16 protein-coding genes and 1 pseudogene are annotated in these 20,545 nt (G+C 65.7%); 9 read left to right on the top strand and 8 right to left on the bottom strand.

The window, feature by feature from the left end:
- Nucleotides 1–98: 98 nt before the first annotated feature.
- The 3 genes and pseudogenes from PGN27_RS23705 to PGN27_RS23710 all read right to left on the bottom strand — a co-directional run bounded on the left by PGN27_RS23705 (nt 99) and on the right by PGN27_RS23710 (nt 3,478).
- Entirely contained in the window at nt 99–653 is a 555-nt protein-coding gene (locus PGN27_RS23705; protein WP_335328308.1) for a hypothetical protein, read from the bottom strand.
- Nucleotides 654–878: 225 nt separating this feature from the next.
- Nucleotides 879–1,043: pseudogene (locus PGN27_RS25760) on the bottom strand (TPR repeat domain-containing protein); the annotation flags it as partial.
- A 41-nt stretch (nt 1,044–1,084) separates the two neighbouring features.
- Entirely contained in the window at nt 1,085–3,478 is a 2,394-nt protein-coding gene (locus PGN27_RS23710) for a TPR repeat domain-containing protein (protein WP_335328309.1), read from the bottom strand.
- 186 nt (nt 3,479–3,664) lie between these two features.
- Between PGN27_RS23710 and PGN27_RS23715 the strand changes: the two genes are divergently transcribed.
- From PGN27_RS23715 to PGN27_RS23725, 3 genes are read left to right on the top strand one after another with little or no spacing between them, the layout of a single operon-like run.
- Nucleotides 3,665–4,324: a hypothetical protein gene (locus tag PGN27_RS23715; RefSeq protein WP_335328840.1), complete on the top strand. Its 660-nt coding sequence runs from the start codon at nt 3,665–3,667 to the stop codon at nt 4,322–4,324.
- Nucleotides 4,321–4,902: a cytochrome c oxidase subunit 3 gene (locus PGN27_RS23720; protein ID WP_335328310.1), complete on the top strand. Its 582-nt coding sequence runs from the start codon at nt 4,321–4,323 to the stop codon at nt 4,900–4,902. Before PGN27_RS23715 ends, PGN27_RS23720 begins: the two co-directional genes overlap by 4 nt.
- Nucleotides 4,902–5,171 carry a cytochrome C oxidase subunit IV family protein gene (locus tag PGN27_RS23725; RefSeq protein ID WP_335328311.1) on the top strand — a complete coding sequence of 90 codons (270 nt, stop codon included), beginning with the start codon at nt 4,902–4,904 and terminating at the stop codon, nt 5,169–5,171. The genes PGN27_RS23720 and PGN27_RS23725 overlap by 1 nt, the downstream gene beginning before the upstream one ends.
- Here the strand turns inward: PGN27_RS23725 and fni are convergent.
- Complete coding sequence (gene fni / locus PGN27_RS23730; RefSeq protein WP_335328841.1) at nt 5,168–6,166, bottom strand: type 2 isopentenyl-diphosphate Delta-isomerase; 999 nt, start codon at nt 6,164–6,166, stop codon at nt 5,168–5,170. The two genes, PGN27_RS23725 and fni, sit on opposite strands and share 4 nt — an antisense overlap.
- Before the next feature lie 110 nt (nt 6,167–6,276).
- Between fni and ftsY the strand changes: the two genes are divergently transcribed.
- The 4 genes from ftsY (at nt 6,277) to PGN27_RS23750 (ending at nt 12,060) form a co-directional block, all read left to right on the top strand.
- On the top strand, nt 6,277–7,605 hold the full coding sequence (gene ftsY, locus PGN27_RS23735) for a signal recognition particle-docking protein FtsY (RefSeq protein ID WP_335328312.1): 1,329 nt from the start codon (nt 6,277–6,279) through the stop codon (nt 7,603–7,605).
- Between the two features lie 172 nt (nt 7,606–7,777).
- Nucleotides 7,778–9,127, top strand: coding sequence for an ammonium transporter (locus PGN27_RS23740; protein ID WP_019511303.1), 1,350 nt, complete (start codon nt 7,778–7,780; stop codon nt 9,125–9,127).
- Between the two features lie 39 nt (nt 9,128–9,166).
- Complete coding sequence (locus PGN27_RS23745) at nt 9,167–9,505, top strand: P-II family nitrogen regulator (RefSeq protein ID WP_030133509.1); 339 nt, start codon at nt 9,167–9,169, stop codon at nt 9,503–9,505.
- A 74-nt stretch (nt 9,506–9,579) separates the two neighbouring features.
- Entirely contained in the window at nt 9,580–12,060 is a 2,481-nt protein-coding gene (locus PGN27_RS23750; protein ID WP_335328313.1) for a [protein-PII] uridylyltransferase, read from the top strand.
- On the opposite strand, the gene PGN27_RS23755 is transcribed toward PGN27_RS23750, so the two are convergent.
- Entirely contained in the window at nt 12,057–14,240 is a 2,184-nt protein-coding gene (locus PGN27_RS23755) for a molybdopterin-dependent oxidoreductase (RefSeq protein WP_335328314.1), read from the bottom strand. The genes PGN27_RS23750 and PGN27_RS23755 overlap by 4 nt on opposite strands.
- Before the next feature lie 108 nt (nt 14,241–14,348).
- Between PGN27_RS23755 and ffh the strand changes: the two genes are divergently transcribed.
- Both ffh and PGN27_RS23765 read left to right on the top strand, forming a co-directional pair.
- Nucleotides 14,349–15,917, top strand: coding sequence for a signal recognition particle protein (gene ffh, locus PGN27_RS23760; protein ID WP_019511307.1), 1,569 nt, complete (start codon nt 14,349–14,351; stop codon nt 15,915–15,917).
- Between the two features lie 3 nt (nt 15,918–15,920).
- A complete protein-coding gene (locus PGN27_RS23765; protein WP_335328315.1) occupies nt 15,921–17,000 on the top strand; it encodes an amidohydrolase family protein in 1,080 nt (359 codons plus the stop codon).
- Between the two features lie 94 nt (nt 17,001–17,094).
- On the opposite strand, the gene PGN27_RS23770 is transcribed toward PGN27_RS23765, so the two are convergent.
- The 3 genes from PGN27_RS23770 to PGN27_RS23780 all read right to left on the bottom strand — a co-directional run bounded on the left by PGN27_RS23770 (nt 17,095) and on the right by PGN27_RS23780 (nt 20,540).
- The gene (locus tag PGN27_RS23770; RefSeq protein ID WP_335328316.1) at nt 17,095–18,702 is read right to left on the bottom strand and encodes a diflavin oxidoreductase; all 1,608 of its coding nucleotides are present in this window, start codon (nt 18,700–18,702) and stop codon (nt 17,095–17,097) included.
- Between the two features lie 93 nt (nt 18,703–18,795).
- A complete protein-coding gene (locus PGN27_RS23775; RefSeq protein WP_335328317.1) occupies nt 18,796–19,611 on the bottom strand; it encodes a D-alanyl-D-alanine carboxypeptidase family protein in 816 nt (271 codons plus the stop codon).
- A 53-nt stretch (nt 19,612–19,664) separates the two neighbouring features.
- Entirely contained in the window at nt 19,665–20,540 is an 876-nt protein-coding gene (locus PGN27_RS23780) for a D-alanyl-D-alanine carboxypeptidase family protein (protein WP_335328318.1), read from the bottom strand.
- Nucleotides 20,541–20,545 lie beyond the last annotated feature (5 nt).

Raw genomic sequence — 20,545 nt, forward strand, 5'->3', positions numbered from 1 at the left:
ACGAGCTGATGCTAAGCAAGTTGAGCCTCAAGCTATTTGATTAGTGGGAAGCTGTTTCCCGGTCGCAAGTATCACAATTAGGCCGTACACCTGAGCGTTTAGTTGTCATGACCCCCTCCAGCCGCGAACTCGTACTGACCAAGAAACGCGTCGTCCACAACGTCGTCGACGTTCGCGGCCTCATCAAGAAACTGCGCCAGAGTGTTCCTGTACTCGGAATACTCGGACTCGGTGAGGTTCTGTTTCGCGTCGGCCGGGGATACGACGCGACCGTCCTGCAGAAATTCTGGGGGGAACGTGGCCGATGGGCTGCGCGCCAGGATCGCGTTGGCCAAAACGTACTCAACGTTCACGACCTCTGTCTCGACATCAGGCGGGGTGATGCCAGCTTGGCGGGACCCTACTGCGAGCAGTCCGAGAAGACGACCCGAGTATGCAAGCATCGATGAGAAAGGATTCGAGGGATCGGTGGGGTCATTGTCTGCATATAGCTTTAGGTAACTGTCTATACGCTCATGGATGGCGTCTGAAAAGTCCCTGTACGCATCCTCGTTCGTGCTGAGTGCTTCGAAAATCGGTCTGGCAGCGATGACTGATTGGTCACAGCCACCAGCGATCAACTCGAAGCCGATGGTTGTCCGGTAGTCGCACACCAATCGTCCCTGGAACGGTGTGAGTGCACGACCGTATGCAGCGACGAGTTCGGGATTAAGCTGACCAACCTTCGTACTATCCAAATTTAAGAATCCGGATGAGATGTCGAGGAGTTGACGCCCGTCCGCGCTGAGAAAACGGGCGATCGCATTGGCAGTTGTTCCGGCGCGCTCGGCAGTCGATCTGTCGGGTGACGTTGCGTCGTTCTCGATCCAAGCGAACAGGTCCGCCGTCGCTTCTCCTTCATCTTTCCACCGATGAGTGCTGATCTCTCTGAGGAAGTCAGCACCGGTGGGTCCAGTAAGAAGGTCATGTATTGCTTGAGGCGACCTATCCGAGGGCAGTGTGGGGGCACTGGACCCGCACCCAATAAATGCAAATGGTGTCATCGCAATGAACAGCGAAGTGATGAGAACGGGCCGGCGAGTGATCACTTCTTGCCTGCGGCGTTCTTGTATTGATCATCGAATTGATCCATCGGCTGGGCCAACCTGTAGTTCTCCGGATTTTCCAGATAGCTGTACAGATTTCGATAGTAGTCGTCGATTTTGTCCGCGCCGCCGACCTCAGCCAGAACTTGCTCGGGTGTTTTCAATCGCTGACCGTCGTCGGTCATCCATTGCGACGGAGGCATCGGTCCGTCCGGCCGCTCTTGAATCAACGCGTCCGCCATGATGTAGCTGTAGGCATTCTTAAAGTCTTGTGACCCCTGCATTTCGATGTTCGGCGGCTGCGCAACGTCGGCCAGAGTTGGTGACTCTCCTAGCATCGTCTTTACGAACGCGTCTTTGCCCATCGCGTCGATCAGACCGCCGGCGAAAGGTACTTTGTCGGTCCCGAGCGTCGTCAAGTATTCCAGCGCGTTCTTCTTGATTTCGTAGGTGCTCGTGGCTGCGGCCAGTGCGTCCTCGCCGCGTGCCTGGGCTTCCATCATCGCGCCACCTTCGACCAAGCCAGCGAGAGTGCCTGCGCGGGCCATTCCTTGACTGGCCTGAGCGTCGACATCTATGTTTGGCCCTTGCGCCGCCACGCCAGCAAACTCTCTCTGGAATTGGGTAATTTGCTCGTAGGCATGGGCATTGAAGTTCCTTGCAGCGGTTTCGTCGGAGTCGATCACCGCAAACAGTTGGCGTGTTAGCGGCAGATCGCTGCCGTTCGGGTTCTCTAGCGCACTGAACCCCGGCATCTTGTCTTCGCCGACCATTTCACCTTGGTATGGGATCAGCGCTTCTGCATAGCTCTGAACCAGCAGATGATTTCGGTTCCCGAGCGATTCTGTCCCGCCACCGAGGCCGGAACTCCCGAGGTCTAGCAGCTTGTTGTCGGGGTTACCGAGGTAGTCCGCGAGTGCCTGTGCGGTCTCTCCGGCCCGCAGTTGCTGGTCGAAGCTTGCGACCTGTGGATCGGCAGCATCATCGATCCAATCGGTCATGGTGCGCGCAGCTTGGCCGTCATCGGCCCAGTTGTGTTCTGAGATCGCTTTGATATTGTCCACCCCGTTCGGGCTGGTGAACAGGTCATGATCGACAACAGTGTCGCGGCCTGCAGATTTCAGAATGTCTTGAGCAATGGCATCAGACTGTTCGTTCGGGCTGCCCCACATGTGATCTTTGGACTGCTGGTCCCCTCCGTGGATTACGTCGATTGCGCGGTCCATCATCGTGCGGTCCAGTTCGGAGCCCTGCTGGAATTTTGCGTCACCAGCGGAGATCAGTTCCGAGACCTTCCGAAGGTCCTCTCCCGACGGGTATTTAGTGACTGGCGTGGTTGAGTCGGGATCTGTAGGAAAGTCACGGGTGACCGGCGCCGCATTTATGGCTTGCTGAACGCTCTCGGGGAGAAGCTCCGCGCTGCCTGAACGGATCTTGGTATCCAGCTCTTCCGGAAGGAACAGCCCGTCGCCCTTTACCGGGAACTGAACATCCGGGTCGCTCATTACCTGCATCGAATCACCAAGTATGTCACCGTGATCGCCCAGATCGTTCTTGAGCTTTGTCATGTCATCGAGTGACATCTTCGACATCTGCCGCTGCATCTGGCTGACAACCTCGGCTTGAGTCGTTGATAGAGGTTGCACTGGCAGTGTGGAATTGGGGTTGTTTGGATCGACGTGCGGTTGCAGTTGCTCGGGGCCGATCGTATCGAGGATGTCATCAACTTTCCCTGCCGCCTGCTGATCACCTGCGAGTGCATCACGCACCAGATCTTCGACCTGTTCAGGGTTTGGCTCGCCGCCTGCGGCATCCTCTGTCAACGGCTCTTCATCACTCACCAGCTGCACTTCGTCGTCCCGCTGCTCGGGCTTGTCCTCCTTGCCCGCACCACCGAACTTCTGATCTTGCAACGCATCCCACTCGGTGCCCAGCTTGGTGATGTCACCGGCTACCCGGTTCAGTTCGGAATTCGATGTGCTGACGATCCCGGACAGCTCGCCGAGGCCTTTTTGCACGATCGGCAGGATCAACTGCTCGCGGTTCTTGCCGGGTGGCACCGATGCGGCGGCGTCGACCACCCACTGGCGCAGATTGTCGAGGTTCTGCCGGCCGGTGGCGACGACGTTGGCCGACTCGTTCACGTGATTGGCCAACCGCTTGTCGAGTACGGCCAGCTCGCCCAACACGCGGGCGTGTTCCTTGTTCACCTCGCCGTAGGCGTTGGCGGCCGTGCCTGACCACGCCGACCCCGGTGCGGCGGTCTGCACCGTGGACTGCAGCTGCTGCAACTGTGCGCTCTGATCGAACTGGTCACCGCTCTGGGGCGCCCCAGCCCCGAACGTCTGGCGAGCCTTGTCCCACGTCGACAAGAAACCCTCGAGCGCACCCACCTGATCTCCGTCCCCCGATCCAGCCCTTTGAGTCTATTTGCCGGACGATGCCAGAAAGTGCACCTCTTTGGGAGACGCTCGCCGAACCAAAAAACGGCAAAAGTGACAAAACGGGGCATGCGCCCTCGGTACCCTGCCGCTGTGGAGCTGACCCTGCAACGCATCGGCGCCTGGTGCGGAACCGTCATGATCTTGCTCTACGGCGCCAGCTTTTCCGGTATCGCCCAACTGTTCCCGCCGCTGTCGCCGGCCGACTCTGCCGACCAGATCGCCGCGTTCTTCGTCGACAACAAGCTCTGGATCCGGTTCGGCGTGTCGGGCGCACTTCTCAGCGCCGTCCTGGCGCTGCCCTTTCTGGCCGCCATCATCCTGCGGATCAGACGCGCAGAGGGCGGCTGGGGAATGCTGTCGATGACCCAGCTGATGGCCGCCACCGTCTTCGTGCCCGCCCTGCTGTTCCCGCAGTTCTTCCTCGGCGTCGCCGCCTTCCGCCCCGAGGAACGATCCGCCGAACTCACCCAGGCCCTCAATGATGTGTTCTGGCTGTGGTTCATCGGCATCGTCGGCACCATCATCATCCAGAACCTCACCCTGGCCGCCGCCGCATTCATCGACAAGGGTGACCCGCCGACCTTTCCGCGTTGGTACGGCTACCTCAATCTCTGGGTCGCCACGCTCTCACTACCCGGTTGCGTCGTGGTCGTCTTCAACGACGGTCCGCTGGCCTGGGACGGCATCTTCGCCTTCTACATTCCCGGCCTGGTCCTGGTGGTGTGGCTGTTCAGCACCACCGCGGTGATGCTGAAGTCGATCAGCGCCGAACACGACGCGCCGGCCAACACATGACCACCACGGTGGCACCCACCCAGGGCAGGCGTATCCCCGGTGAAAGCGGCACCTGGGTCTTCCTGTTCGGCGACATGCTCGTCTTCGGCGCCTTCTTCGTCACGTTCCTGGTCGAGCGCGCCGCGGCGCCGGAGGTGTTCGACACCGCGCGCACCACCCTGCACATCGGGGTCGGCGTCACCAACACCCTTGTGCTACTGACCAGTTCGCTCTGTGTGGTACTGACCATCAACGCGATGCGCGCCGATCAGCGGGCCCTGGCGACGAGGGCTGCAGTCACCGCGATGGTGTTCGGCCTGGCCTTCATCGCGCTCAAGGTCTACGAGTACTTCTCGTTGGGTACGGCGGGACATGGTCCGGGCGCCAACGATTTCTATCTGTACTACTTCATCCTCACCGGACTGCACCTGTTCCACGTATGCCTGGGTCTGGGCGCGCTGTCGTTCGTGCTGAGTCACACCCGCAGACACGATCTGAGCGACACCCGCACCGCGCTGGTCGAAGGGGCCGCCTGCTTCTGGCACCTGGTCGACCTGTTGTGGATATTTCTGTTCGCCCTGCTCTACCTGGTGAGCTGATGACGGCGCTGAAGCTACTCACCAATCGAGCGGGCGCCAGTTGGCTCTTCCTGGTCGCTGCCACTGTGCTGTCCTGGGTAGTCGGTGCCGAGCACGGGACCGGATCAATGGTGGCGGTGCTGGTGCTCGGCATCGCCGCCATCAAGGTGCGCCTGATCGGGCTGGACTTCATGGAGTTGCGCCACGCGCCGATCGCACTGCGAGCGGCATTCGAAACGTACTGCGTGGGGATGTGGGCGCTGTTGTCGGCGCTCTATCTCTGGCTCTAGACCCGGGTGATCCCGCCGGCGCGCAACGCGGCCAGATCGGGGGCGCCGCATCCGTGCAAGCACACGCGCAGTTCGGCGATGAAACGCCCCAGCCAGTCCTCGACCGCCGCGGCGGACTCGATCGCCGGCACCAACAACGGCTGCGCCACGGCGACGACGTCGGCGCCCAGCGCAATCGCCTTGGCCGCATCCATCCCGGTACGAATACCGCCGGAGGCGACCAACGGCATCGACGGCAGCGTCGAGCGGACCTCCACCAGGGCCTGCGCGGTCGGAATGCCCCATTCGGCCACATCCGGATCGCTCACCGAGCCATAGCGCACGAACTGTTCGACGCGCGCCCACGACGTGCCGCCGGCCCCGGCCACGTCGACGGCCGCGACCCCGATATCGGCCAGCCCGCGCGCGGCCACCCCACCGATCCCGTGGCCCACCTCCTTGACCAAGACCGGATAACCGATCGACGCGATCACCTGCTGCAGCCGGGTCAGCGACCCGGCGAAATCGGTGTCACCTTCGTACTGCATCGCCTCTTGGAGCGGATTGGTATGCACCGCGAGCGCATCGGCGCCCACCGATGAGAGCGCGTCGCGTAGCGACGGCACCACGTCAACACCCACCTGCGCCAGCCCGATGTTGCCGACGAGCAGCACGTCGGGGGCGATATCGCGCACATGAAAAGTGGTGACCGACTCGTCGCCGAGCATGATGCGCTGCGAGCCGAGCATCATGCCGACACCGAGTGATTGCGCGGCCGCGGCCAGATGGCGGTTGATGGTGCCCGACAATTCCGAGCCGCCCGTCATGGCGCCGATGAGCACCGGCGCAGTGAGCCGCTTACCGAGGAACTGCGTGCTCAGGTCGATGCGGGCCAGATCGGTCTGGGTGAGCGCGTTGTAGGGCAGCCGGTAGCACTCCAACCCCGTGCGCACCGTCTGGTACTGGACGGCCTCCGATAGGCATACGTCGATATGCCGACGCTTGCGCACCTGCATGCGGTCGTCGAAGCCGGGGCCGATGCTCACCGGATCGACATTGCCACATTAATGCGGGTGTCGCGGAGTGCGCCATGAACCCGGCAGCCGGCCCCTGAGACAATGGCCTTGTGTCTGATGCCTTGTGGATCGCGCTCGCGGTCATAGCCGTACTGGTCGTCGTCGCGCTGGTCGTCGGACTGGTGCGCTACCGGAAGCGTCGGATCAGTCTCTCCGCCCCGGAGACCACCACCGAGATCGACAAGTCCGGCGGTTACAAGGCCTCGACCGGGATCACCTTCAGCTCGTCGACGGCCGCGCCGCCGGCCGAACGGATCGACACCACCGGTCTTCCGGGCGTCGGCGACGACGCGGCGGTGCCGCGGGATGCGCCCAAGCGCACGATTTCTGAGGTCACGCTGCCGGAACCGACCGTCGAGACCCCTGTCGAGCCCCCGGTCGAAGAGCCCGCACCGGTCGTAGAGCCCGAGCCCGAACCGATCGCTGAAACCGAACCGGCCCCGGTCATCGAACCGATCGCACCCAGCGAGGGCCGCCTGGAGCGGTTGCGTGGTCGCCTCGCCAAATCACAGAGCACGCTGGGCCGCGGCATGCTCGGTCTGCTCGGCGGCGGCGACCTCGACGAGGACTCCTGGGAGGAGATCGAGGACACCCTGCTGATCGCCGACCTGGGTCCCGTCGTCACCCAGAATGTCATCACCGCACTGCGCGCGAAGATGGCCAGCTCGTCGGTGCGCACCGAGGCCGATGCCCGCGCCGTCCTCAAGGACGTCCTGGTCGCCGAACTGCGCCCGGACCTCGATCGCTCCATCCGCGCGCTTCCGCACGCCGACAAGCCCTCGGTTCTGCTCGTGGTGGGCGTCAACGGCACCGGCAAGACCACCACGGTCGGCAAGCTGGCCCGTGTCCTCGTCGCCGACGGCCGTCGGGTCGTCCTGGGCGCCGCCGACACCTTCCGCGCCGCCGCTGCCGACCAGCTGCAGAGTTGGGCCGCGCGCGTCGGGGCCGATGTCGTGCGCGGACCCGAGAACGCCGACCCTGCCTCGGTGGCCTTCGACGCCGTCGACAAGGGCATCGCGACCGGCGCCGATGTCGTCGTCGTCGACACCGCCGGCCGCTTGCACACCAAGACCGGTCTGATGGACGAGCTGGGCAAGGTCAAACGCGTGGTGGAGAAGCGTTCCAAGGTCGACGAAGTGCTGCTGGTCCTCGACGCCACGATCGGTCAGAACAGTCTGCCGCAGGCCAAGGTTTTCGCCGAGGTCGTCGACATCACCGGTGTGGTGCTGACCAAGCTGGACGGCACGGCCAAGGGCGGCATTGTCTTCCGCGTGCAGCAGGAACTCGGCGTCCCGGTCAAGCTGGTCGGTCTCGGTGAGGGGCCCGATGATCTGGCCCCCTTCGAGCCTTCGGCATTCGTCGACGCGCTCCTCGGATAGCGCCTGCGCAACCCGGAAACACACGTGTAACAGACAACGGGAATCCGTTCACGCACGCGAAACATCGGTGAACCACCGATGAAACGAGGGCGAAAGAGTCTCTTCGGGAGGCCGATTACAGCGGCGCATTTCCCAAGGAGGTTCATACAAAGTGGTTCCTGGCTTGCACGATGTGGCCCTGGCCATACCCGACGAAAATTTCCTGCCGTTCGGCCCCGGAGGCCTGGACTCCGGCAACACGGCATGGGTGCTCGCATCCGCCGCCCTGGTGCTGTTCATGACCCCGGGCCTGGCGTTCTTCTACGGCGGTCTGTCCCGGCAGAAGTCCGTGCTGAACATGATGATGATGTCTTTCGGTTCGCTCGGCTTGGTCAGCGTCATCTACGTGCTGTGGGGCTACTCGATGTCCTTCGCCTCCGCGCACACCGGCGAGACGCCCGGCCTGTTCTTCGATAACCCGTTCTCGCTCTTCGGGGTCAACCAGTTGACCGAAGTGCGCGAGATCAACGGAGCCGAGTCCTACGTCCTGGGTGGCTTCGGCACCGTTCCGGCCATCGTCTGGGTCGCCTTCCAGCTGACCTTCGCCGTCATCACCGTCGCCCTGATCAGCGGCGCGGTCGCCGAGCGCATGAAGTTCGGCACCTGGCTGGCCTTCGGCGGTCTGTGGGTCACCTTCGTGTATTTCCCGCTGTCGCACATGGTCTGGGGCGGCGGTCTGCTCTCCGGTAGCGATCAGGGCCTAGCGGCCAAGCTGTTCGGTGTCGACGAGGAAGGCGCGGCCAACGTCGCACCGATCGACTTCGCCGGTGGCACCGTGGTGCACATCAACGCCGGTATGGCCGCGCTGGTGCTCGCCATCCTGCTCGGCAAGCGGACCGGCTTCGGCAAGACCGCATTCCGTCCGCACAACATCCCGTTCGTGATGCTCGGCGCGGCCATCCTGTGGTTCGGCTGGTTCGGCTTCAACGTCGGATCCGAGGGTGGCGCCGATATGGTTGCCGGCCTGGTGTGGGTCAACACCACCGCCGCCACCGCGGCCGCGATGCTCGGCTGGTTGCTCGTGGAGCGTCTGCGTGACGGGCACGCCACCAGCGTCGGCGCCGCCTCCGGTGTGGTCGCCGGTCTGGTCGCCATCACCCCGGCCTGCGGCAATCTGACCCCGGTCTGGTCGTTGGTCGTCGGTGCGATCGCCGGCATCCTCTCGGCCTTGGCCATCGGCCTGAAGTACAAGTTCGGCTACGACGATTCGCTCGATGTCGTCGGCGTCCACCTGATCGCCGGCCTCTGGGGCACCGTGTCGTTGGGCTTTTTCGCCACCGAAACCGGGCTGTTCGTCGGCGGTGACTACAAGCAGTTGGTCGTCCAGGTCGTGATCGCAGGCGTGGCACTGCTGTTCACCGCGGTGCTGACGACGATCATCGCCTTCGTGGTCAAGCCACTAGGCTGGCGAGTCAGTCAAGAGGAAGAAGCCACCGGCATCGACGAGACCGAGCACGCAGAAACCGCTTATGAACTCGCGTGATCGCGAACAAATGACTCCAGTCCTGGAAGGATCGACCATATGAAACTGATCACCGCGATCGTCAAGCCATTCACTCTCGAAGACGTCAAGACCGGCCTGGAGCAGACGGGCATCCTCGGTATGACCGTCAGCGAGGTGCAGGGTTACGGCCGCCAGAAGGGCCACACCGAGGTCTACCGCGGCGCCGAGTACTCGGTGGACTTCGTGCCCAAGGTGCGCGTCGAGGTCGTCGTCGACGACTCGGCCGTGGACAAGGTCGTCGATGTCATCGTCCAGGCCGCCCGCACCGGAAAGATCGGTGACGGCAAGGTGTGGGTGAGCCCGGTGGACACCGTCGTGCGGGTACGCACCGGTGAGCGCGGAGTCGACGCCCTCTGATCATGCGGTGATGGAGGTCGTTTCCCGGCCATGTACGCAAGACCGTTTCAACGTAGGGCCGGGGGAGGACCGAAATGACTGATCAGACACCAGGTCCCGCCGCTGGGGCAGCCCGATGGGAAGCCCCGGCGGCGGGATCGCCGCGTCCGGCCACCGATCTGGCCAAGGCCACGGCGCAGCTGCTCAACACCGGCGGTAAGCAGTTGGATTCGGCGGGGCTGCGCGATGCGCTGCTGGACCTACACGAGTTCTGGTTGTCCACCAAGGCAACCGAAATCGGCATTACGGCCACCAGCGGTTTCGCGATCGTCGCCACCGGGGGATTGGGCCGTGGCGAACTATTGCCCTACTCGGACCTCGACCTGACGCTGCTACACGACAACATGCCCGCCGATGTGGTCAGCAAGGTCGCCGAACTGCTGTGGTACCCGTTGTGGGACGCCAACATTCGCATCGACCACAGCGTCCGGACCGTTCCCGAGGCACTCAAGGTCGCCGGCGAGGACATCGCGGTCGGTATGGCGATGCTCGACGCCCGCCACATCGCCGGTGACGCAGAGCTTTCCGCGCTGCTCACCGGCGGCGCGCGCCGCCAGTGGCGGATCGGCATCGCCGGTCGTTTCGAAGAACTCGTCGAACACACCAAGGCGCGGTGGGAACGCAGCGGCGAGATCGCACACCGCGCCGAACCCGACCTGAAGAACGGTCGCGGCGGCATCCGCGACGTCCAGCTGCTCAATGCTCTTGCCATCGCCCAGCTGGCCGACGTATACCCGAGTCGCCTTCTCGCCTCACCCACCGGGACGCTCGGCGGGGCGCACCTTTCGCTGCTCAACGTCCGCACCGAGTTGCATCGCGTGTCCGGGCGCGGACGCGAGCAGGTGTTGGCCCAGTATGCCGACGAGATCGGCGCGGCCCTGCGGATCGGAGACCGATTCGACCTGGCGCGCGCGATCTCCGATGCCGCCCGCACCATCAGCTACTACGTCGACGCCGGCATCCGGACCGCGGGAAACGCCCTGCCGCGCCGCGGTTTCGCCGCACTGCGGCGCCCGACGCGGCGTCCCCTCGACGAGGGGGTCATCGAGTTCGCCGGTGAGGTCATCCTGGCCCGTGACGCCCGGCCCGAGCGCGATCCCGGCCTGATCCTGCGGGTCGCCGCCGCGTCGGCCATCACCGGGCTGCCCATCGCGGCACCCACGCTGAGCCGATTGGCCGGTGCGGCACCCGAATTGCGTACGCCATGGCCGCGGGAGGCACTCAAAGACCTGCTGGTACTGCTCTCGGCGGGCCCGACCGCGGTGTCCACCGTCGAGGCCCTCGACCGCACCGGGCTGTGGGGTCGGCTCTTCCCCGAGTGGGGAGCCGTTCGTGACCTGCCTCCGCGCGATGTCGTGCACATCTGGACCGTCGACCGTCATTTGGTCGAAACTGTCTCCCGCGCAGCGGCATTGACCACCCGTGTGTCGAGGCCGGATCTGTTGGTGCTCGGTGCGCTGGTGCACGATATCGGTAAGGGCCGTGGCGGCGACCACAGCATCATCGGTGCCGAGCTGGCCACCCAGATCGGCACCAGGCTCGGTTTGTGGCCCTCCGACGTCGAGGTGCTCTCGAAGATGGTGCGCTACCACCTGCTACTGCCCGACACCGCGACCCGCCGAGACCTGCAGGACCCCAACACCATCGCCTCGGTGGCCGAGGCGCTCGGCGGTGACTCACAATTACTGGAGCTGCTGCACGCGTTGGCCGAGGCCGATTCGCTGGCGACCGGCCCCGGGGTGTGGGGCGACTGGAAGTCCTCGCTCATCGGCGATCTCGTGCGGCGGTGCCGACTCGTCATGGCAGGCGAACCGCTACCCACCCCCGATCCGGTGGACCCCCGCTATCTGGAGCTGGCAGCCGACGCGAAGGTGCACGTGGAGATGGTCCCCGGCGAAGGACCGCACATCCATAACGTCACGATGATCGCCCCGGACCGGCGGGGTCTGCTGTCCAAGGCCGCCGGTGTGCTGGCGCTCAATGCCCTGCGGGTGCACTCGGCGTCGGTGAACAGCCACGAGGGCGTGGCCATCAACACCTTCGCGGTGTCACCGCATTTCGGTACGCCGCCGGCCGCCGAGCTGCTGCGCCAACAGTTCATCCTCGCACTCGAGGGCGGTCTGGACGTCGCCGATATGCTGGCCCGCCGAGACCTGGAGGCCGCCGCTGGGCCGGCTCGGGTCGGTGAGACTCCGGCCTCGGTGCCGGCCATCAGTGCCACGGCGCCGCCACGCATCCTGTGGTTCACCGGGGACGCTCCCGGTGAGCTGGTGCTCCAGGTACGTGCCGGTGACCGACCCGGCCTGCTGTCACGGCTCACCGCGGTCATCGAGCGCAGGGGTCTGGACATCGCCTGGGCGAAGGTGACGACCTTGGGTTCGGTGGTCATCGACGTGTTCAACATCGTGGTACCTGCGCTCGGCGAGACGAAGCTCGACGAGGTGCGCGCCGAGATGGAACGCGAGCTCTACGCGATGCTGCCCACTCCGCCGCGCAAGGTGTCCGAAGCCAGTTAGCCTGCCGGCGATACGGTCACCCAGGTGTTGTTCACCGCCGCCGTTCCCGTATAGGTGTCCACCCGTGTGGGGTCGTGGAGCTCGTTGACATTGGCCCCCGGCAACGTGTTGGCGTGCTGCCAGCCCGTGTTGCGGTGCCCCCAGCCGTGCGGCACGGCGACGGTGCCCGGCCGCATCTCATCGCTGATATCGACCGGGATCTCGATGCTGCCGACATCGGAGGCGATGCGCACCAGCGCACCCTGAACCAGCCCACGCGCGCCGGCGTCCTCGGGATGCATGAGCACCGTGCACCTGTTGTTCCCGCCGGTCATGGTCGGCGCGTTGTGCAGCCAGGAGTTGTTGCTGCGCAGGTTGCGTCGGCCGATCAGCTGCAACCGGCCCGTGCCGGAATCGTCGGCCGCAGCGGCCAGTCGCGCCGCCGCGTCGGCGATGAACGCCGCCGGGGCCAGCTGGACCAGACCGTCGGCGGTGGCGATGACCTCCCGCAGCCGCGGCTGCAACGGCCCCAGGTCGATACCGCCCGGGCTGTCACGCAACGCGCGCAGGGTGATGCCCTTGCGGCCGCGGCGCAGTCTGCCGTACGGGCCGGTCGCCAGCACCAGGGCCGCGGTGCGCATCGGGTCGATCGCCTTCATCAGCAGGGTGCGCACTGTGCGGGGCATCCGCCGTAGCGGGGCCGGTGCGAGCTCGAGGGCGAGTCGGGTGAGGATCTCCCAATCCTCCAGTGCCCCGGCCGCCGGCTCGAAGGAGCGATGCTGATACCGGACGTTGTTGCGCACGCTGTAGACGGTGGTGAGCAGGTTGACATCCTCGCGCTCCAACGGCGAGACGGGCGGCAGGATGAAATCGGCGTGCCGGCTGGTCTCGGTGACGTACATGTCCACGGCCACATAGAAATCCAGCTGAGCCATCGCCGCGTCGAGGCGTCCCTTCTGCGGGATAGAGGACACCGGGTTACCTGCATAGGTGACCATCGCCCGGATGCGGCCGGGACCGTCGGAGAGCATCTCGTCGGCCATCACGACGGCCGGCAGTTCGGATCGGAACGAACGGTGCCGTCCCGAGCGGTCGGTGTAGGTGCCATGTTTGATCGGAAGACGTTTGGCCAGACCCGGAACGTCGATGATCGGGGTCGCGAACATGGTGCCGCCGGGGCGGTCCAGGTTCCCGGTCACCGTGTTGATCACCATCACCAGCCAACTGACCAACGTGCCGGTTTCCTGGTGACAGATACCGATTCGCGCGTAGATGGCCGCCGATTCGGCCGCGGCGTGATCGCGGGCAAGGGCCCGGATCTGCTCTGCCAGGACACCCGCGCGCGGCGCCATGGCCTCCGGGGTGGCCTCCTGGACCAACGAGGTCAGCTCAGTCCAGCCGGTGGCGATCCGGGCCAGGGCCGCTGTGTCGCAATGGTTTTCGGTGACAAGCACATGCAGCATGCCCAACAGCAGGAAGAGATCGCCACCCGGGCGTACCGACACGTGCTGATCGGCCAGGCGGGCGGTCTCGGTGCGTCGTGGATCGATGACGACCACCGTGCCGCCGCGCTCCCGTATGGCCTTGATGCGTCGTTTGGCCCCGGGCATGATCGACAACGATCCGTTGGACACCGCGGGGTTGGCGCCGATGACGACGAGTCGGTGACAACGGTCGATATCGGTCACCGGCATGAGGAAGTTCGAACCGAAGACCTGCCAGGCGGCGTACTCGTGGGGCATCTGGTCGATCGAGGACGCGGTGAAGAAGTTCGGCGTGCGCAGGGCCATCCGCAGCAATAGTCCGTAGCCGGCGCCGGAGCTGTGCGCGGCCGGATTGCCCAGGTACATGCCCAGCGCGTGGGAGCCATGCCGGTCGCGGACCGCGCGGAGCCGACGGCCGATCTCGCGGAAGGCCTCGTCCCAGCCGACCGGTTCGAACCGGTCGCCGACGCGGCGCATCGGGGTTCCCAACCGGTCGGGATCATCGTGCAGTGCGCCCATCGCGGTCGCCTTCGGGCAGATGTAGCCCTTGGAGAAGACGTCCGCGGGGTTGCCGGCGATGCGGCTGACGCGACCGTCGGTGATGGTGACGTGGATGCCGCAGTGCGCCTCGCACAGGGTGCACTGGCTGATATGGGTGGTGCTGTCCGGCTCGGCCGGCGCGGCGCGCTGGGGGAGGGGGAGGTCAACGGTTGTCATGGGGCCTCCGGCCGTTTCTGTCAGCGGGCGTTGTCAGATTAACGCCCGCTGTCGCCCGAGGCCAGAGTGCGCCGTGAGGTCATCATGGCTGACCGTTAGGCTTACCAGGTGTTTGAATCGCTGTCTGACCGGTTGACCGGTGCTCTCCAGGGGCTGCGCGCCCGCGGCCGGCTCACCGACGCCGACATCGACGCCACCGCGCGCGAGATCCGACTTGCCCTGCTCGAGGCCGACGTCTCGCTGCCTGTGGTGCGCGCCTTCGTCGGCCGCATCAAGGATCGTGCCAAGGGTGCGGAGGTTTCCGCGGCGCTGAACCCGGCCCAGCAGGTCGTCAAGATCGTCAACGAGGAGCTCATCGGCATCCTCGGCGGCGAGACCCGCCAGCTCTCCTTCGCCAAGACCCCGCCGACCGTCATCATGCTTGCCGGCCTGCAGGGTTCCGGTAAGACCACGCTGGCCGGAAAACTCGCCAGATGGCTCAAGGCGCAGGGGCACACACCGCTGCTGGTGGCCTGCGATCTGCAGCGACCCGGTGCCGTGCACCAGCTCCAGATCGTCGGCGAGCGAGCAGGTGTCTCGGTGTTCGCGCCGCACCCCGGGGTGTCGCCTGACGGCGTGACCATCGATCAGATGACCACCGGTGACCCGGTGTCCGTCGCGGCCGCCGGTCTGGCCGAGGCCAAGGCCAAGCACTTCGACGTCGTCATCGTCGACACCGCCGGTCGCCTCGGCATCGACGAGGAGCTGATGGGCCAGGCCGCCGCGATCCGCGATGCGGTCAACCCCGACGAGACGCTGTTCGTCCTCGACGCGATGATCGGCCAGGATGCCGTCACCACCGCCGAGGCCTTCGGTTCGGGCGTCGGGTTCACCGGTGTCGTGCTGACCAAGCTCGACGGTGACGCCCGCGGTGGCGCCGCGCTGTCGGTGCGGGAGATCACCGGTGTGCCGATCCTGTTCGCCTCCAGCGGCGAGAAGCTGGAGGACTTCGACGTCTTCCATCCCGACCGGATGGCCAGCCGCATCCTCGGGATGGGTGACGTGCTCTCCCTGATCGAGCAGGCCGAGCAGGTCTTCGACGCCGAGCAGGCCGAAGCGACTGCCGCCAAGATCGGCTCCGGCGAGCTGACACTGGAGGACTTCCTCGAGCAGATGCTGGCCATCCGCAAGATGGGCCCGATCGGCAACCTGCTGGGCATGCTGCCCGGTGCCGGCCAGATGAAGGACGCCCTGGCCGCCGTCGACGACAGCCAGCTCGATCGCGTGCAGGCCATCATCCGTGGGATGACCCCGGCCGAGCGGGCCGACCCGAAGATCATCAACGCCTCCCGCCGGCTGCGCATCGCCAACGGATCGGGCGTCAGCGTCTCCGAGGTCAACCAGCTCGTCGACCGGTTCTTCGAGGCCCGCAAGATGATGTCGCAGATGGCAGGCCAGATGGGAATGCCGTTCGGGCGCAAGAACGCTCAGCGTAAGGCGGCCAAGGGCAAGAACAAGCAGGCAGGCAAGAAGAAGGGTCGCGGTGCCAAGGGGCCGACCCAGCCGAAGAACCCGTTGGGTGCCGGTATGCCCGGTGGCTTCCCGGACCTGTCCAACATGCCCAAGGGCCTGGACGAGTTGCCGCCGGGGCTGGCCAACTTCGACCTGTCCAAGCTGAAGTTCCCCGGACAGAAGTAGCCCGTGCCGCCGCTGCATATTCGGGGCCGAGGGTTACCCGACGGCGAGCAGGTGCAGTGGTGGGTGCACGACGGCGTGCTGTCTGCCGAGCCGATCGCCAACGCGGACACGGTCTTCGGAGCTGGTGGGGCCGACGGATGGATCATCCCCGGTCTGGTCGACGCGCACTGCCACGTCGGGCTCGGGCCCGGTGGGCCGACGACCGTCGAGGAGGCCGTCGAGCAGGCCGAGACCGAACGCGATGCCGGCGCGCTGTTGCTGCGTGACGCCGGCTCTCCGGTGGACACCCGTAGCTTCGACGATCGCGACGACCTGCCGCGCATCATCCGCGCTGGCAAGCACCTGGCCCGGCCGAAGCGCTATATGCCCGGTCTGCCGATCGATATCGAGGATGAATCACAGCTACCTGCCTACGTCGCCGAGCAGGCCCGCTGGGGTGACGGCTGGGTCAAGCTGGTCGGGGACTGGATAGACCGCGGCGTCGGGGATCTGGCCCCGCTGTGGTCCGACGATGTCCTGGTCGAGGCGATTGCCGCCGCCCACGCCGAGGGTGCCCGGGTCACCGCGCACGTCTTCGGCGAGGAGGCGCTGCCCGGGCTGATCAAGGCGGGCATCGACTGCATCGAGCATGGCACCGGTATCACCGAGGACACCATCGAGCTGATGCTGGAGCATGGCACCGCGCTGGTCCCGACGCTGATCAACATCGAGAACTTCCCTGGCATCGCCGACAAGGCGGCCAAGTACCCGACCTACGAAAAGCACATGCGCTCGCTGTACGCCTCGTGCCACCGACGGGTGGGTGCTGCGCACGAGGCGGGTGTGCCGATCTTCGCCGGTACCGATGCCGGCGGGATGGTTGCCCACGGTCGCATCGGTGACGAGATCGACGCGCTGCGGCGGGTGGGGATGACCGCGACGGAGGCGCTCGGTGCGGCGTGCTGGGATGCGCGGGCCTGGTTGGGCCGCCCCGCGCTGGCCCACGGTGCGTCGGCGGATCTACTGTGTTTCCGCGAGGATCCGCGCGAGGTCGGCGTGACCAACCCCGATCTGGTACTGCTGCGCGGGCGCGTCTGGGGGTAGAGCCCGGCTCCGCCTACGCGGTTTCAGTCAGGTACGGCCCGCGCCGCCCAGACTGCACTCAGGTAGGGATTTCCGCGCTGCGGGCTACCTGGTCTCAGTACACGTCGCGCACGTAGCGGTGACTCTTGATCAGGTCGTTGACGTAGGCGTGCGCACCTGCGGCATCGAGACCGGCGCAGCGGGCGACGATATCGTGCAGTGCCGCGTCGACATCCTTGGCCATCCGGTCGGCGTCACCGCACACGTAGACGTATGCGCCCTCGGTCAACCAGCGGTAGAACTCCTCGGCGTTCTCCTGCATCCGTTGCTGCACATAGACCTTGGTCCCCTGATCGCGCGAGAAGGCCAGGTCCAGCCGGGTCAGGACACCGGCGTCGGCGAACTCCTGCAATTCTTCGCCGTAAAGGAAATCGGTGTCGCGGCGCCGGTCACCGAAGAACAACCACGCCTTCCCGCTCGCCTTGGTCGCACGGCGCTCCTGCAGGAAGGCGCGAAACGGCGCGATGCCGGTGCCCGGACCGATCATGATGATTGGGACATCGCCGGCGGGAAGCCGGAAATGCGTGTTGGGGCGCAGGTGCACCAGGACGTCCTGGCAGCGATCAGCCAGGAATGTCGACGCCACCCCGCCGTGGGTGCGGCCGTCGAGGTCGTAGCGAACGCTGGCGACCGTCAGATGCACCGCGGCGGGATGTTCCAGTGGGCTGGAGGCGATCGAGTAGTCGCGGAACTGCAGGGGGCGCAGAGTGTCGAGCACCTCGTCGACGTTCAGATCGGCCAGCGCGACGATATCGAGCACATCCTTGCCGTACAGCCACGAGTTCTCGGTACCGCCGTGGGTGTCGCCGGACTGCAGGGCCGCGGCCACCTCGGTATCGGTGGTGCGGCCGGCGGCCAGGTTCAGCAGTGCCCGTGACGGCGTACGGATTTCGAAGTGTTCGGTCAACAGCACACCGAGGGGCTGCTCGTGTCCGGTGACGGCGTAGTCGGCGCCGACACCGAACGCGGCCAGCAGCGCCTCGACAAGTGCGGGGTCGTTGGTGGCGTGCACCGCCAGCGAATCACCGGCCTGGTAGGCGATGCCGGTCCCGGCCAAGTCGATCTCGTAGTGGCGGACCTCCTTGTCCGACGCGGTGGAATTGAGCCATCGGTTGACCGAGAGCTGGGCGCGTACCGGTACGTTGCGCTCGCGCGGTTCGCTGCGTTCGGGCGCTGAGACCGCCGGCTGCGGTGCCGTTCCGCCCTGTTGGGCCGTCATCACCTTGATGATGTCGGCGGTCCACGCCTTGGCGGGCTCCTCGTAGAAGCCGTCGACGTCGACGCGGTCGACCATGCGTTGGGCGCCCAGGGCCTCGAGTCGCTCATCGAGCAGCTTGCCCGCGTTGCAGAAGAACTCATAGGAGCTGTCACCGAGCGCCAATACGGAGAAGTGCAGATGCTCGAGCCGGTCGGTGTCGGCGCTGATGGCCTCCCAGAACAGGGTCGCCGAGTCGGGAAACTCGCCCTCGCCGAACGTCGAGACCACCACGACGAAATGGGTGGCGTCCTGCAGTTGGCCGAGTTCGACCTGGTTGAGCTCCACCGCCTCGGTCTCGATGCCGATCTCGGCGACCGATTCGGCGAAGGTCATGGCGGCGTCCTCGGCGTTACCCATATCGGTGCCGAACGCGACGATCAACGAGATATCAGCTTGGCCGGACAACGAGTCCCCTTCGGTCGGGCGCGGGACGGCTGTCCGACGCTCAAATTAGGGTGACCTTACTTGTTTGGCCGTCCGTTGTGCGAGCCACCCCGGTCAGGGTTGGCTGAAACCCCAGTCGAAGAGGCTGATCGCCTGGCCGTACAGATCACCCGAGCCGTACATCTGTACCACCACGAGCCTGCGGCCGCCGCGCTGGGCGGCCCCGACGTAGGTTTTGCGGGCCAGGTTGGTGAAACCGGTCTTGCCGCCCAGATCACCGGGGTAGCGGGTCAGCAGTTCGTTCTGATTGGTCAACGTGCGCCCCGGAAATCCCGCCGATCTCGACCCCATGATCTGGGCGATCAGTGGATAGCGCAGCGCGGCCCGGAAGATGACCGCCAGATCATGCGGTGTGGTGACCGATTCCCAGCCCGGGCCGTCCAGTCCCGAGGGCGAGGACGCTCGGGTGTTGCGCGCACCGACGCCGGCGGCCTTGCGGTTCATCGCAGCGACGGCATTGCGCTGGCCGCCCAGCATATCGGCCAGCATGTTCGCCGAGTCGTTGCCCGACACCATGAGCAGCGCGCTGAGCAACTGGGCAACGGTGTAGGGCTGGCCGGCAGTGAGTCCCACACACGAGCATTCGACCTTGGTGTGCGACGCGTTGGCCCTTGCGAAATTGTCCGGCCGCAGATTGTCGAGCACCGTCATGGCCAGCAACACCTTGATGGTGCTGGCCGGGGCGTAGGAACCGTAGGGGTCGTTGGCGGCCAGGACCCGGCCGGTATCCAGATCGGCAAGCAGGTATGCCTTGGCCGGGCCGTTGGCGAACGTCTGGGCGCCAACGGGTTCCACGGTGGGCGCAGCCTGCGCAGGCGCCGCCATGACCGTGCCGAGGGCGAGCACGGTCGCCGCGAGCAGATGCCGCACCCGCGTGAGCGTACGGTCGGCAGGACTCGAACCGGTCTCCGTCGGGTCTCGACTTACAGTGCGCCGACGCTGACCGCTCGGTCCTGGGCGAACCCCCAGTCCAGCAGGGCCGACGCCTGATCCCAATAGGTCGGACCGCCCTCCCGGACGAGACCGAACATCATCGCCACCACCAGGCGGCGGCCGTCGCGCTGGGCCGCGCCGACGAAGGTCTTTCTCGCCATATCGGTGAACCCGGTCTTGCCGCCCAGCATGCCGGGATAGCGGGTCAAGAGCTCGTTCTGGTTCACCAGGATCCGGTCACCGTTGCGACCGGGAAACACCGCCGTCGGCTGCGCGGTGATCGCCGCGAACGCCGGATTGGCCATCGCCGCCCGGAAGATCACCGCGAGGTCGTGCGGCGAGGACCAGATGTCGATACCGGGCCCGTCCAGGCCCGAGGGGGAGCCCGCGGTGGTGGCCCGCGCACCGATCGCCGCGGCCTTGGCGTTCATTTTCTCCAGTGCCGCGGGCCTGCCGCCGAGCATCGTCGCCAGAGTGTTTGCTGCGTCGTTACCCGAGACCAGCAGCAGCCCCTCCAGAAGCTGGCGCGCCGTATAGGTCACCCCGGGCGCCACACCCGCGCAGTTGCACTCCACCTTGGTGTCGGCCTCATCGGCGACCACCGTCGCCTCCAGTGGCAGTTCGTCGAGTGCGACCAGGGCAAGCAACACCTTGATCGTGCTCGCCGGTGGGTGTCGTGCGTACTCGTCCTTGGCAGCCAACACCGCGCCCGAATCCAGATCCGCGACCACCCATGCCTGTGCAGGTCCGTCGGGTATCGGCAGTGAACCGACGGGTTGGTTCACCCCGATGTCGGCACCTGCGGAACCCGTGCCGATGGTCACCAGAATGAGCGCCGACAGGACGGCGGCGACAAGCCTTCGCATGGCTT

The sequence above is a fragment of the Mycolicibacterium neoaurum genome (genome assembly GCF_036946495.1).
GTDB classification, from domain to species: domain Bacteria; phylum Actinomycetota; class Actinomycetes; order Mycobacteriales; family Mycobacteriaceae; genus Mycobacterium; species Mycobacterium neoaurum_B.

Excerpts from the sequence above, each read along its gene's own strand:
- PGN27_RS23715 (WP_335328840.1), top strand. The coding sequence starts at position 3,665 with ATGATCTTGCTCTACGGCGCCAGCTTTTCCGGTATCGCCCAACTGTTC.
- PGN27_RS23720 (WP_335328310.1), top strand. The coding sequence starts at position 4,321 with ATGACCACCACGGTGGCACCCACCCAGGGCAGGCGTATCCCCGGTGAA.
- PGN27_RS23725 (WP_335328311.1), top strand. The coding sequence starts at position 4,902 with ATGACGGCGCTGAAGCTACTCACCAATCGAGCGGGCGCCAGTTGGCTC.
- fni (WP_335328841.1), bottom strand. The coding sequence starts at position 6,166 with ATGCAGGTGCGCAAGCGTCGGCATATCGACGTATGCCTATCGGAGGCC.
- PGN27_RS23745 (WP_030133509.1), top strand. The coding sequence starts at position 9,167 with ATGAAACTGATCACCGCGATCGTCAAGCCATTCACTCTCGAAGACGTC.
- PGN27_RS23750 (WP_335328313.1), top strand. The coding sequence starts at position 9,580 with ATGACTGATCAGACACCAGGTCCCGCCGCTGGGGCAGCCCGATGGGAA.
- PGN27_RS23755 (WP_335328314.1), bottom strand. The coding sequence starts at position 14,240 with ATGACAACCGTTGACCTCCCCCTCCCCCAGCGCGCCGCGCCGGCCGAG.
- PGN27_RS23780 (WP_335328318.1), bottom strand. The coding sequence starts at position 20,540 with ATGCGAAGGCTTGTCGCCGCCGTCCTGTCGGCGCTCATTCTGGTGACC.